This window comes from Candidatus Rokuibacteriota bacterium (assembly GCA_030647435.1).
Classification (GTDB): Bacteria; Methylomirabilota; Methylomirabilia; order Rokubacteriales; family CSP1-6; genus AR37.
This window is the reverse complement of the sequence record JAUSJX010000029.1, coordinates 68,789-81,057: the sequence shown is the minus strand read 5'-3', so window position 1 is coordinate 81,057 and position 12,269 is coordinate 68,789. Positions and strand designations below refer to the sequence as shown.

Genomic DNA, 12,269 nt, shown 5'->3' with positions numbered 1-12,269 from the left:
TACTCATGTATTATGCCGTTGGGTGCACCGAAGAATCTAAGCACCTGCAAGCGCTTCTTCCTGCACGCCACGTCGCCCAAGCAGCGCCAGTACGAGGCCCTGCGCGCGTACTACGTCGACGAGCGGCCCGCCGCCGAGGCAGCCCGGGACTTCGGGTACTCGCCGGGCGCCTTCCATGTGATGTGCCATCACTTCCGGCGCCAGGCCGCGCCCGTCTTCTTTGCCTCCCCGCGGCCCGGGCCCCGCGCCCAGCCCAAGAAGTCCGCCGCTCGAGAGTCCATCATCGCCTTGCGCAAGCGGAACTACTCGATCTACGAGATCAGCGAGGCCCTCAAGGAACGCAAGCTCCCTCTCAGCCCGACGGCGGTGCGGGAGGTGCTCAAAGCCGAGGGGTTCGCGGCCCTGCCGCGCCGCTTGGACGAGGAACGTCCGGCCCGACCGCATCCGACGGTCGAGCCCGTGGCCGATGCGCGCGCGTTCTCCCTGGCCCCCCGGCGGTTCCAGACCCGCTGCGGGGGCTTGTTCCTGTTCGTCCCGGAGCTCATTCGCCTCCACCTCACCGAGATGGCCCAGGCCGCGCGGCTGCCCGGCTCGAAGATGATTCCTGCCCCCCACGCGCTGCGGGCGGCCCTGGCCCTCAAGCTCTGGTCGATCGAGCGCAAGAGTCACATCATGGCGCTCGTGGCCGATGAGGGCTTGGCGCTCTTCGCTGGGCTCAACGCCATCCCCAAGCGGAGCTACCTCGCGGAGTACTCGTCGCGGATCGATCACGCGATGACCACCAAGCTCTTGGCCGCCTGGCAGGAACCCGGCGGGGAGGCCCGCCTCTGGCCCGGCCGCTCCTTCAATCTCGACTTCCACTCCGTCCCGTACTACGGGGAGCATCCCGTCATCGAGCGCCACTACGTGTCGATGCGCAGCCGGCAGCAGAAGAGTGTGCTCACCTTCTTGGCCCAGGATGCTGAGGGGCACGCCTTCTGCTACGCCAATGCGGACCTCCGCAAGGGTGACGAGACGGAGGAGATCTTCCGCTTCATTGACTTCTGGACGCGCACCCACGGGGACCGGCCCCGGCACCTCGTGTTCGACTCCCGCCTGACGACCTACGGCAACTTGGGGCGGCTGGATGCCCTGGGGATCACGTTCATCACCCTGCGCCGCCGGTCCCCCCGGCTCCGCAAGGAGATCGCGCTCGTCCCTCGCTCCGCGTGGCGCACCGTCGAATTGGATGTGCCGACCCGGAAGTACCGGTTCCCCCGCGTCGTTGAGCAGCCCGTCGAGCTGGTGAAGGACCATACCTTCCGCCAGATGTTCATTGAGGACTTGGGTCACGACGACGCGACAATCCTCGTAACGAACGACCGCCGGGGGGCCGCCGCGGTGATCACGCGCTACGCGCAGCGCATGCTCATCGAGAACGCGCTGTCCGACGCCGTGCGCTTCTTCCACCTGGACGCCCTGTCGTCCGCGGTGGGCCTCAAGGTGGACTTTGACATGGCCCTGCTGGTGATCGCCAGTGGCCTCTACCGCCTCCTTGCCCGCACGATGCGGGGCTACGCGGACGCCCAGGCACGTCAGATCTTCCGCGACCTCATCGACATGCCCGCGACCGTGGAGGTGACAAAGACCGAGGTCATCGTGCAGTTCCATCGCCGCGCCCATCTGCCCATCGTGATCGCCTCGGGCCGGCTCAATAAGCCCGTAAAGGTTCCCTGGTGGAACGGAGTGCCGCTTCGATTGACGACGTGAGACACTGGCGGCGATGAGCCTGAATCTTAGGCGAATTCCGGTCCGTGGAAATCCAGGCTAGGGGGAGTGCACATAATTCTTAGAGGCTACGTGCGCGCAACATATAAATCGCACCAGAGAGGGCCTGTAAGCCGGGTCCTGTCACCCGGGCGTGAGCCCGAGGAGACGGTCATTTCTCTAGGACGCCGGTTGCCCGGCGCCTCCAGCGGCCATACCCGAGAGCGCCACGCGGGCCGCGCTTCACCAGTCCTTGCGGACCGGATCGCTCTCCTATTGGGCCTTGCTCCGGGTGGGGTTTACCGAGCCGGCGCGGTCACCCGCGCCGCTGGTGAGCTCTTACCTCACCGTTTCACCCTTACCGCCCGTTGCCGGACGGCGGTTTGTTTTCTGTGGCACTGGTCCGTGGGGTTGCCCCCCCTGGCCGTTAGCCAGCACCCTGCCCTGCGGAGCCCGGACTTTCCTCCCGCGCGAGTTGCCCCGCGCCGGCGACCGTCCAGCCTTCTCTGGTGCGAATCAAAGAGCGTGTGGAAGCGAGAGGAAGTATAGCACCGCGTGACCACCCCTCACCCTACCCTCTCCCCTGAGGGGAGAGGGACCTATCGAGGGGGACACCTAGGAGATCGATCGCCTCGCGGCGCCGGCCAGGGCTGACGTGCGTGTAGACCTCGGTCGTCTCGAGCGACTCGTGCCCGAGGAGCGTCTGGATGACGCGGAGGTCAGCGCGGCGGTTGAGGAGCTCGGTCGCGAAGGTGTGGGGAAGAGATGCGGGTGGAGCCGGATGCCGAGACGACGGCCGGCGCGCGCCACGGCATTGATGATGGGCCGCTTGCCGATCCGCCCGCGCCAGGACACGAAGAGTGGATCGCGGGCGTCCAACGGCCCCCGCGCGGCGAGATAGGTCTCCAGCGCCCCTACGGCGACGGCATGGAGCGGCACGACGCGATCCTTGCTCCCTTTGCCACGAACCCGCAGACTGCGTGACTCCCGCGAGTAGTCGCCCGTGCTGGCCGCCATCACCTCGGCGCGGCGGAGTCCCGCGAAGGCCAGGAGCGCCAGGATGGCGCGATCGCGGGGGTTGGGCTCGCCGGCGACGGCGGCTTCGGCCTGGCTCCACTCGAGCACTCGGGGTAGATGGCGCTCGCGCTTCGGCACCGTGAGCGCGCGGACGGGATTGCGCTTGAGGTAGCCGCGGTCGACCAGCCAGCTGCCGAAACAGCCTAGCTCGACCAGTCGCCGGCGCAGGGTGTTGGTGCGCCACCGCTGGGTGGCCATGTGACGCTGGTAATCGCGGAGGCCCGCCGTCGTGCAGGCCCGCAGACTATCCCGGCGCGCCGGGCCTGGGCGTCCATCGAGCAGGTAGCCGAGAAACTGGGCAAAGTCGCTGCGATAGGCGGTGATGGTCTGCGGGGCCAAGCGCTTCTCGACCTCGCAGTGACGAAGGAACTCGCGATGCAGACTCGAGAGCGTCATGGGCGGGGCCCGGCCCCGGGGCGCCGCTACGGCAGGAAGTCGGCGACGGCGATGCGGGCCGACGGCGCGGCAAGGGGCGTGACGTGCTCGTCGGGCCCGAGCGTTAGCAGCACGCGGTAGGCCCAGCCGTACTGCGCCCCGGCGTCTGGGCCGGGCTCACGGTGGACCTCGAGGACCCGGTCCACGAGATTCACGATCCAGTACTCTGGCAGACGCGCGCGCGCGTAGAGACTGCCCTTGTGCTCGCGGTCGAGCGCCAGGCTCGAGTCTGCGACTTCGACGACCAGCGCAGGTCTGGACGGATGATCCGCATAGTCGCGTGGTCCGCCCGAGACTACCGCCAAGTCCGGCTCGGGCTCGGACTCGTCGTCGAGCGCGATGGGCAACTGGACGCGCACGTGCCAGCCCGGCACCAGAGCCCGCTGTATGGCCTCGAGGCCGAGAGAGATCGCCCTCGCGTGGGGACTGTTCTGGGGTTCGCTGACGCAGAGATGGCCGCCAAGGAGCTCCACCTTGTCGCCCGGGCCGAGGAACCCGGTCTCGATCAGCTTGTCGTACTCGACGCGGGTCCAACGACGCGGTCGCACCGCCGACTCGCTCATGGCAGGAGGTCGGCGACGGCGATGCGCGCCGTGGGCGCGGCGGACGGCGTGACGTGCTCTCCGGCGGCCAGGCTCTGGCGCGAGCGGTAGGCCCAGGCCTGGGGAGCGGAGGGATCGGGATGCGGTTCTCGATAGACCTCGAGCACGCGATCACGAAGGTTCAGGATCCAGTACTCGGGCACGTGAGCGCGCGCGTACAGGCCGCCCTTCTCCTCGCGATCGAGCGCAAGACTCGCCTCGGCGACCTCGACGACGAGCACCGGCCGGGCCGGGTGTGACGGCAGAAAATCCCGCGGGTCGCCGGCGGTCACCGTGACGTCCGGCTCCGGCTCGGATTCTTTGTCGAGGGCCACGGGGAGCTGCATGTCCACGATCCACCTGTCGTCTGCGAACACTTCACGCAGGGCGCGCGTGACCAGCCGGATCCCCGTGGCGTGCGGCGTTCCCTGGGGCTCGCGGACTACCAGCTGCCCGGCCAGCAGCTCGAGGCGCTCGCCGGGCTGGAAGACACCCTCTTCGATTAGCCGGTCATACTCGAGACGGCTCCACCGGCGTGTGCGAACAACGGATTCGCTCATGGGAAGCAGACTAACGCTGGGCCGATCGTGGAGTCAATGTCCACTCCCGGATACGCCTCAGCGCGGCGGGATCGCCGAGCGGGCGAGCGCGTCGGCGCGATCGTTCATCTCGTGGCCGCTGTGGCCCGCGACCTTGTGCCAGACGACGTCGTGGCGCTCGACCTCGGCCAGGAGCGCCTCCCAGAGATCGCGGTTCTCCACGGGCTTCTTCTGGGCGTTGCGCCAGCCGTTCTGCCGCCAGCGGACATACCACTTGTCGCGGAAGCAGTTGACTACGTAGGCGCTGTCGCTGTAGATCGCGACGACGCGGCGGCCCGCAAGCGCGCGCAGGCCTTCGATCGGGCCCGCGAGCTCCATGCGCTGGTTGGTCGTGGGAGACTCGCCGCCCGAGAGCTCAATCTCGCGGCCGCCGTCGATCACGATGGCGCCCCAGCCGCCGGGGCCCGGGTTGCCGCTGCAGGCTCCGTCGGTGTAGATGCTGACGACGGAGGGGGAGGTCATGGACATTCACCCTACCCTCTCCCCAGAGGGGAGAGGGAGGACTCGGAGAGGGGAATCGGTCAGGCGAGCCAGTAGAGGTAGCGGCCGCAGGACTCGCAGGGAAGGGGCGCGGTCTGGGCGCGCAATTCCTGGAGCCGCTGGGGGGTGACGGTCATGCGGCACCCGCCGCAGAGGTTCGGCTTGATCACCTGCGCGAGGGCGAGGCCGCCGCGCGCCTTGAGCAGCTTGTCGTAGTCGGCCAACACGGCCGGGGGCAGCTGGCGGGCCAGCTCAGCGCGCTCGGTGCGGACCAGGGCCAGGTCGGCCTCGACGGCGCGGAGCTTTTCCTGAAACGCGGCCTCCTCCTGCTTGCCCTGCGTCTCGCGAATCTTGAAGCGCGACTCGGCGTCCTTGATGTCGGCGGCCAGGCGTTCCTGACTCTCCATCAGAACGAGGATCTCCTCCTCGACCCGGCCCTTCTCCTGCTTGATGTCCTCGATCTCGGCCAGGACCGCGGAGTACTCCTTGTTGGTCTTGACCTCGTACAGGCGCCCCTCGGTCTTGGAGCGCTTGGCCTGGACGACCTCGAGGTCCTTCTCGCGCACGCGCTGGTCCTTCTTGGCGGCGTCGAGGCGCGTCTTGCCCGCGTCGAATTCCTGCTTCAGGGCCTGGACGGCGGCGTGGATGGCGGCGATCTCTCTGGGCAGGAGGGCCGCCTCGGCCTCGAGCGCGGCGATGCGGGTGTCCACGCCCTGCAGATCTATGAGCGTCTTGAGCTGCCCGTCCATTATCTCAGCACTCGCCTCGCCACTCTCCTCGTGTCTCAGCTCGAACTGCGGCCCCTGCTCCTTCTGAAATGGTGGGCCCACTTGGACTCGAACCAAGACCGAACCGGTTATGAGCCGGGGGCTCTGCCAATTGAGCTATGGGCCCGCGGTTGGCGATCATAGCACCGATCACGATTCGAGGAAGCTCCTGAGCTTCTTGGAGCGGGAGGGATGGCGGAGCTTGCGGAGGGCCTTGGCCTCGATCTGGCGGATGCGCTCGCGGGTCACGGCGAAGTCCTGCCCGACTTCCTCGAGGGTGTGCTCGCAGCCGTCGGAGAGCCCGAAGCGCAGGCGCAGCACCTTTTCCTCGCGGGGCGTCAGCGAGTTGAGCACCTTGTTGGTCTGCTCGCGGAGCGACAGCCCGATCATGCTCTCGACGGGCGAGCCCACCTGCTTGTCCTCGATGAAGTCGCCCAGGTGGCTGTCCTCTTCCTCGCCGATGGGCGTCTCGAGGGAGATCGGCTCTTGCGCGATCTTGAGAACCTTGCGCACCTTGTCCACGGGCACTTCCATCTTGACCGCGACCTCCTCCGGCGAGGGCTCGCGGCCCAACTCTTGGACCAATTGCCGCGAGGTCCGGATCAGCTTGTTGATGGTCTCGATCATGTGCACGGGGATGCGGATGGTGCGGGCCTGGTCGGCGATGGCGCGCGTGATGGCCTGGCGGATCCACCACGTCGCGTACGTCGAGAACTTGTAGCCGCGGCGGTACTCGAACTTGTCCACGGCCTTCATCAGGCCGATGTTGCCCTCCTGGATCAGGTCGAGGAACTGGAGCCCGCGGTTCGTGTACTTCTTCGCGATCGAGATGACGAGGCGGAGGTTGGCCTCGACCATCTCCTTCTTGGCGCGGGCGGCCTTGACCTCGCCCGAGCGGATGTCCTTGACGATGCGCTTGAGGTCGTCGGCCTTGGTCTGGGCGTTCTCCTCGGCGCGCTTGATCTTCTGCTGGGCGACCCAGACGAGGCGCTCCTTGATCGACGGGTGGCGGGCCGCGGCCTTCTGGTAGAGGTCGCGATCGCCGTCTTCCCGGTCCTCGGAGAGCGAATCGAGGAACGCGTCCACCTCGGCCGGCGCCGGGCGCTTGCCGTCGGACCACAGCGCGATCTCGCGCTCGGAGACCTGGATCTTTTCGACGAGCTTCTTGAGGTCCTGGCCCCACTGATCAAGGAGAGACGGCTGGAGGCTCAACGTGCGGAGGGTTTGCAGCGCTTTGATCTGCTTGGCTTGGGCGACCACCTCGTGCTTCTTCCACGGCGGCTCGCCCTTTCGCTTCTTGCGCCCGCCGGCCTTGGCGCGCAGCTTCCGCGCCAGGTCGAGGACCTTCTCCCGCTCGCGCAGCAGCCGGTCGACGGTGCCGAGCTCGCGCATGACCGAGCGCCGGAGGTCGGCCTCCTTCTCCTCGGTGAACTCTTCCTCGGGGTAGTCGACCAGGTCCTTGATCGGGACGAGATCTTTGCGTAGGTCGTCCCTCACGGCGCGGATCTTGTCGAGCGCCAGCGTGGTGGACAGGATGGCCCGCGTGGACTCGTCCTTGCCCTCCTCGATGCGCTTGGCCAGCGTGATCTCGCCCTCGCGGGTGAGGAGCGACACGCGCCCCATCTCGCGCAGGTAGAGGCGGACGGGGTCCTCGGTGCGCCCGACGGGCCCGGGCGTGAGATCGATCCGCCGCGGCTCCACGGGCTCGTCGTCGTCGGGCTCGGGATCGGCGGCCTGGCTCGCCGCCTCGCTGGGCAGGCGGCCGGCCTTGGCCGAGTCCACGATCTCGATGTCCATTGAGCCGAAGAGCATCATGATGTCGTCGAGCTGATCCAGCGCGACGATGTCGGAGGGCAGGGCGTCGTTGACCTCGTCGTAGGTCAGGTAGCCCTTTTCCTTCCCCTTGGCGATGAGCTTGTCCAGCTCCTGTAGCTTGGGTTCGTCCGCCATGCTCGTCGGCTCTCCTGATGGGGGGTGCGGGTTCATCGGCCGGTGACCATGCCCCTGACGGCCTGGGCCTGATCCTGCAGACTCCGGAGCTCGGCTTGGAGGCCGGCGACGGCTGGATCGCCCGTCGCCTGGGCCTCGGTGATGGCCAGGCTCAGCTCCCGGATCCGCTGTTTCCGCCGCCGAATATCGTACCGCTTCTGCAACTCCCTTACCTGAATATGTATGTCGCTCCACTCCCGCTGTTCGACGAGAAGCGCGGCCAGGAGGCTCCGCTCCGCCTCCCCGGGCAGCTCGGCCATGAGGCCCTCGGGGGCTACGCCCTCGGGCGCCCGCCGGAGCGCGCCCAGGACCGCCCGCAGCCCCGGATGGACGATCTGCACCTCTTCAAGATACGGCAGAAGTCCGGTCCGCGCCTCCTCCGTGTGAAGGAGCATGAGGAGGAGGTCGCGCTCCGAGAGGCTGGGGGCGGGCCAGGCCTGGGCCGAACCGGTCGGCCCATCCGGGGCGGCCGTCGTGCCGGCCTGGCGATCCTGGCCGCCTTTCCGGGCGCGGGCGCCCTGGAGCTGCTGGGCTTCGATCCAGAGCTGGGTGGCGTCGACGCCGAGCTTGCGGGCCGCTTCCCGGGCCAGCGCGGTCGCCTCCTCGGCATTGGGCACGCGGGAGAGGATGAGCGCCACGCGCGCGTGGGCAGTCGAGCGGCCGCGGGGCGTCGTCAGGTCCTCCTCGCCGAGCGCCCGCTCGAGGACGAAGTCGAGGATGCTCCGGGCGGCGTCCAGGCGTGACTGGAGCGCTTGCGCGCCCTCGGCGCGGAGGAGGCTGTCGGGGTCGTGGCCCTCGGGCAGGACGGCGACCTTGATGGGGAAGTAGCCCGCCTTCTCGAAGGAGCCCGTGCGCGAGACGGACCAGCCGAGGTTCCGGAGATCCATCACGTCGGTCAGCATCTCCTCGAGCCGGCTCGTGGCCTTCTGCCCCGCCGCGTCGGCGTCGAAGACGCTCACCACCTCGTCGGCGTAGCGCCGCAAGAGGCCGAGCTGCGCGGCGGTGAAGGCCGTGCCGAGAGCCGCCACGGTCTCGGTGAAGCCGTGCTGGTGGGCCATCAGGCAGTCGAGATAACCCTCGACGACGACGGCGCGGTTCTTCTGGCGCATGCCTTCGCGCGCCAGGTCGAGGCCATAGAGCATCTGGCCCTTGACGTAGAGCGGGGTCTCGGGGGAGTTGAGGTACTTGGGCTCCTCGGCGCCCATGGCCCGGCCGCCGAAGGCGACGACGCGCGCCTGCAGATCCCGGATGGGGAAGAGGAGGCGCCCGCGGAAGCGGTCGTAGAAGCCGGGGGCGTTCTGGCGCGGCAGCGCCAAGCCTGCCGAGACGAGCTCGGCGTCGGTCACGCCCTCCTTGGCCATGTGGCTCAAGAGCGCGTTCCAGCCGTCGGGGGCGTAGCCGAGACCGAAGCGGCGCGCGACCTCGAGGTCCACGCCGCGGCTTTCGATATAGGCCTGCGCCTTGGCGCCGTCCTTGGCCCAGAGCGCGTCCGTGTAGAACTGGGCCGCCAGCGCCATGACGCGGCGGAGACCCTCGAGCTTGCCGTCCGTCTCGGGGGTCCGCTGGGTGGGAAGCTCCACGCCCGCGCGCTGGGCCAGGGCCCGCACCGCCTCGGGGAAGCCCAAGCGGTCCTGGCGCATGAGGAAGCCGAAGGCGTCGCCGCCCACGCCGCAGCCGAAGCAGTGGAAGATGCCGCGCTTCGGATTGACGGTGAAGGAGGGTGTCTTCTCGGTGTGGAAGGGGCAGAGGCCCTTCCAGTTCTCGCCGGCGCGCTTGAGGTTGACGGACTGGCCGACGAGCTCGACCATGTCCACCCGGGAGCGGATCTCGTCGAGGATCTGGGAAGAGAAGCCGGCGGCCATCAGGACTGTCCTAACACAGCGACGGTGGCGCCCGCTCCGCCTTCGTGCGGCTCGCCCGACCGGTGACTCGTGACCAGCGGGTGGGCCGCCAGCAGCTCCTCGACGGCGCGGCGGAGCGCCCCCGTGCCCTTGCCGTGGATGATGCGCACCGAGGCCAGCCCCGCGAGGAAGGCATCGTCGAGGTACTTTTCGAGGATGTCCCGGGCTTCGTCCGTGGTGCGTCCGATCAGGTGCAACTCGTCGGCGATCGTTGCCCCCTGACTATTCAGCCCTCGCCTCACGGTTTCGCCCTTCGGCTCGAACTGCGGCCCTCTCCCCCGATGGGGGAGAGGGTTCTTGGCTCCCCATTTCCCTCTCCCCTCAGGGGAGAGGGAAGGGTGAGGGGCCTGGTGCTGAGGGGCCTGGTGCTGAGGGGCCTGGTGCTGAGGGGTGGTCCTTCCGGTGTCAGCGCGTCCGACCACGCGAAGGGCCTGGGCGGGAACCTTGACCGTCACTGCGCCCGCCTGCACCGTCGCCGTTCCGCCGTCCACAGTCAGCACGTCTCCCTTGAGCCCCAGGTGGGGCACCTCGACTCTATCGCCTGCCGCGGCCGGGCGCTGGCCGAAGTCCACGGGCTCGGCAGCGCTGCCCACGACGCGCGCCGCCTCGCTGAGCCGCTTCCGGCCCTCCGCGAGCGAGTCGCGCGTCTTGTCCTGGGCCTTGAGCCTGTCCCACTCGGCGTTGACCGCGCGGCGGATCTCGGTGAGTATCCGCTGGGATTCGGTCTTGGCGCGCGCCACCATCTCGGCCGCCTGCTTCCGCGCGGATTCGAGCTGGGCCTCGGCCCGAGAGAGGAGCGACGCGCTCTCCACCTCGCGCCGCTCGATCGCCTCGGCATGCTCGGCCTCGCGCCGGTCGCGCTCTTCCAGGCGCTGGAGCAGGGCCTCGAGCTGGCGCCGCTGGGCCGAGCGGTGGGCCTCGGCGCGCTCGATGAGGCGCGCCGGCAGACCGAGCCTCGCCCCGATGGCGAGCGCGTAGCTCTGCCCCGGCCGATCGTAGACCAGCCGGAAGGTCGGCTGCAGCCGCTCGCCGTCGAACTCGACCGAGGCGTTGCGCGCCTGGGGAAAGCTCGACGCGAAGCCCTTGAGCGGCTCCAGATGGGTCGACGCCACGCAGAGGGCGCCGCGCCCGGCCAGCTCCTCGAGGACCGCCTGGGCCAGCGCCGCGCCGTCGTCCGGGTCGGTGCCGGCTCCAAGCTCGTCGAGCAGCACCAGCGACCGGTCGTCCACCTGCTCGAGCACCAGGCAAAGCTGCTTGACGAAGGCCGAGAAGGTCGACAGGTTCTCGGCCACGCTCTGGTCGTCGCCGATGATGGCGAAGATCGTCGAGAGAACCGGCAGCCGCGCGCCTTCGCGCGCCGGCAGGTGGAGCCCGGATTGTGCCATGAGACAGAAGAGCCCGAGCGTTTTGAGCGCCACGGTCTTGCCGCCCGCGTTGGGCCCCGTGATCACGAGCAGCGGCCGCTCCCCGCCGACGCGCAGGTCCATGGGGACGACGGGGCGCTCGGGCGCCTGCCACGCCTGCGCCAGCAGGAGCGGGTTGCGCGCCCCCATGACGTCGGCCACGCGTTCCTCGCCGACCGCGGGCTCGGTCGCCTCCATGGCCTCCGCCAGTTCGGCGCGCGCGAAGGCGAGATCGAGCCTGCCCACGTCGTGGACGAGCGCCTCGAGCTCGGGCAAGGCCTCGCCCACCGCGCTCGTCAGCGCGGCGAGCACGCGCAGCACCTCCGCTTCCTCCTCGCGGGCGGCCTGCACCAGGTCGTTGTTGTCCTCGACGACGCCCTCGGGCTCGACGAAGAGCGTGGCCCCGCTCTGCGAGCGGTCGTGGACGATGCCCTTGAAGCGCGACTTGGCCTCCGCCCGGATGGGCAGCACGTAGCGGCCGTGCCGGACCGTGACGTAGCGCTCCTGGAAGATGTGCTCGGCCGCGGGTCCCTGGAAGTACTGCTCGAGCCGCTTGACGAGGTCGCGTCTGAGTTCGCGGCCTTTCTGGCGGAGCCTTCGGAGCGCGGGGCTCGCGTCGTCTAACATGGCGCCGTCAGGGTCCAGCGAGCGCCGGAGGAGATCGGCCAGCGGCGTGACGCGCGGCAGGGCTGCCAAGGTCTTCGAGAGGCCGGGCGCCTCGGCGGCGATGGCGCGGCCATATCCGGCCAGCCGCCCGGCGGCGTCGAGCAGGGGGAGGAGGGTGACCAGCTCGCCGCCCTCGGCGACCGATCCGGGGACACGGGCGCGCTCGAGGAGATCACGGACGTCGGGGATGGACTCCCACGGAGGTATGCCCGCGGCGGCCAGCGCTTGCCGGCCCTCGCGCGTCTCCATGAGGGCGGACCGGACGGCGTCCAGGTCCGACTGCGGCTCGAGGCCGAGGGCCCGTTCGCGCCCCATCGGCGAGTGAGTGTGCCGGGCCAGGAGGTCCCTGACCCGGCTCCACTCAGCGCCCCAGCCTGCCGCGACTAGTCGAAGAACCGCTCCCGTTTCTTGGCCTTCTTGCGCGCAGCCAGGGTCTTGCGCTTGCGCTTGACGCTGGGCTTCTCGTAGTGCTGCCGCTTCCGCAGCTCCGACATGAGCCCGGCCTTCTCGCAGGACTTCTTGAAGCGCTTGAGCGCGTTCTCGAAGCTCTCGTCGGGCTCGACGATCACCTTGGTCACCCGGAATTCACCCCTCTCGCCGAATCCTGAAGCATCGTCTGTATACC

At 69.1% G+C, this 12,269-nt stretch carries 9 protein-coding genes, 1 tRNA gene, 1 other RNA gene and 1 pseudogene; 1 reads left to right on the top strand and 11 read right to left on the bottom strand.

Translation table 11 applies throughout. The annotated features are described in order from the left end of the window. Positions 1 to 18: 18 nt before the first annotated feature. The gene (locus tag Q7W02_05480; GenBank protein ID MDO8475637.1) at positions 19 to 1,749 is read left to right on the top strand and encodes a hypothetical protein; all 1,731 of its coding nucleotides are present in this window, start codon (positions 19 to 21) and stop codon (positions 1,747 to 1,749) included. 111 nt (positions 1,750 to 1,860) lie between these two features. On the opposite strand, the gene rnpB is transcribed toward Q7W02_05480, so the two are convergent. The 11 genes and pseudogenes from rnpB to rpsU all read right to left on the bottom strand — a co-directional run bounded on the left by rnpB (position 1,861) and on the right by rpsU (position 12,222). After that, positions 1,861 to 2,254: RNase P RNA component class A (gene rnpB, locus Q7W02_05475), an RNA gene on the bottom strand. Positions 2,255 to 2,361: 107 nt separating this feature from the next. Continuing rightward, positions 2,362 to 3,219 carry a tyrosine-type recombinase/integrase gene (locus Q7W02_05470; protein MDO8475636.1) on the bottom strand — a complete coding sequence of 286 codons (858 nt, stop codon included), beginning with the start codon at positions 3,217 to 3,219 and terminating at the stop codon, positions 2,362 to 2,364. Between the two features lie 26 nt (positions 3,220 to 3,245). Next, positions 3,246 to 3,806 carry a Uma2 family endonuclease gene (locus Q7W02_05465; protein MDO8475635.1) on the bottom strand — a complete coding sequence of 187 codons (561 nt, stop codon included), beginning with the start codon at positions 3,804 to 3,806 and terminating at the stop codon, positions 3,246 to 3,248. An 11-nt stretch (positions 3,807 to 3,817) separates the two neighbouring features. After that, the gene (locus Q7W02_05460) at positions 3,818 to 4,399 is read right to left on the bottom strand and encodes a Uma2 family endonuclease (protein MDO8475634.1); all 582 of its coding nucleotides are present in this window, start codon (positions 4,397 to 4,399) and stop codon (positions 3,818 to 3,820) included. Positions 4,400 to 4,456: 57 nt separating this feature from the next. Beyond that, positions 4,457 to 4,906 (bottom strand): ribonuclease HI, encoded by a 450-nt coding sequence (rnhA, locus tag Q7W02_05455; GenBank protein MDO8475633.1) that lies wholly within the window; start codon positions 4,904 to 4,906, stop codon positions 4,457 to 4,459. Positions 4,907 to 4,959: 53 nt separating this feature from the next. Beyond that, positions 4,960 to 5,667, bottom strand: a complete 708-nt coding sequence (locus Q7W02_05450) for a C4-type zinc ribbon domain-containing protein (protein ID MDO8475632.1) — start codon at positions 5,665 to 5,667, stop codon at positions 4,960 to 4,962. A 69-nt stretch (positions 5,668 to 5,736) separates the two neighbouring features. Continuing rightward, positions 5,737 to 5,812 (bottom strand) — tRNA-Ile (locus Q7W02_05445). 23 nt (positions 5,813 to 5,835) lie between these two features. Then, positions 5,836 to 7,635 carry an RNA polymerase sigma factor RpoD gene (rpoD, locus tag Q7W02_05440; GenBank protein ID MDO8475631.1) on the bottom strand — a complete coding sequence of 600 codons (1,800 nt, stop codon included), beginning with the start codon at positions 7,633 to 7,635 and terminating at the stop codon, positions 5,836 to 5,838. 32 nt (positions 7,636 to 7,667) lie between these two features. Further along, positions 7,668 to 9,536, bottom strand: coding sequence for a DNA primase (gene dnaG / locus Q7W02_05435; GenBank protein ID MDO8475630.1), 1,869 nt, complete (start codon positions 9,534 to 9,536; stop codon positions 7,668 to 7,670). Beyond that, a pseudogene (locus Q7W02_05430) lies at positions 9,536 to 11,995 on the bottom strand (endonuclease MutS2). Before Q7W02_05430 ends, dnaG begins: the two are co-directional and overlap by 1 nt. Positions 11,996 to 12,027: 32 nt before the next feature. Beyond that, positions 12,028 to 12,222: a 30S ribosomal protein S21 gene (rpsU, locus tag Q7W02_05425; GenBank protein ID MDO8475629.1), complete on the bottom strand. Its 195-nt coding sequence runs from the start codon at positions 12,220 to 12,222 to the stop codon at positions 12,028 to 12,030. Positions 12,223 to 12,269 lie beyond the last annotated feature (47 nt).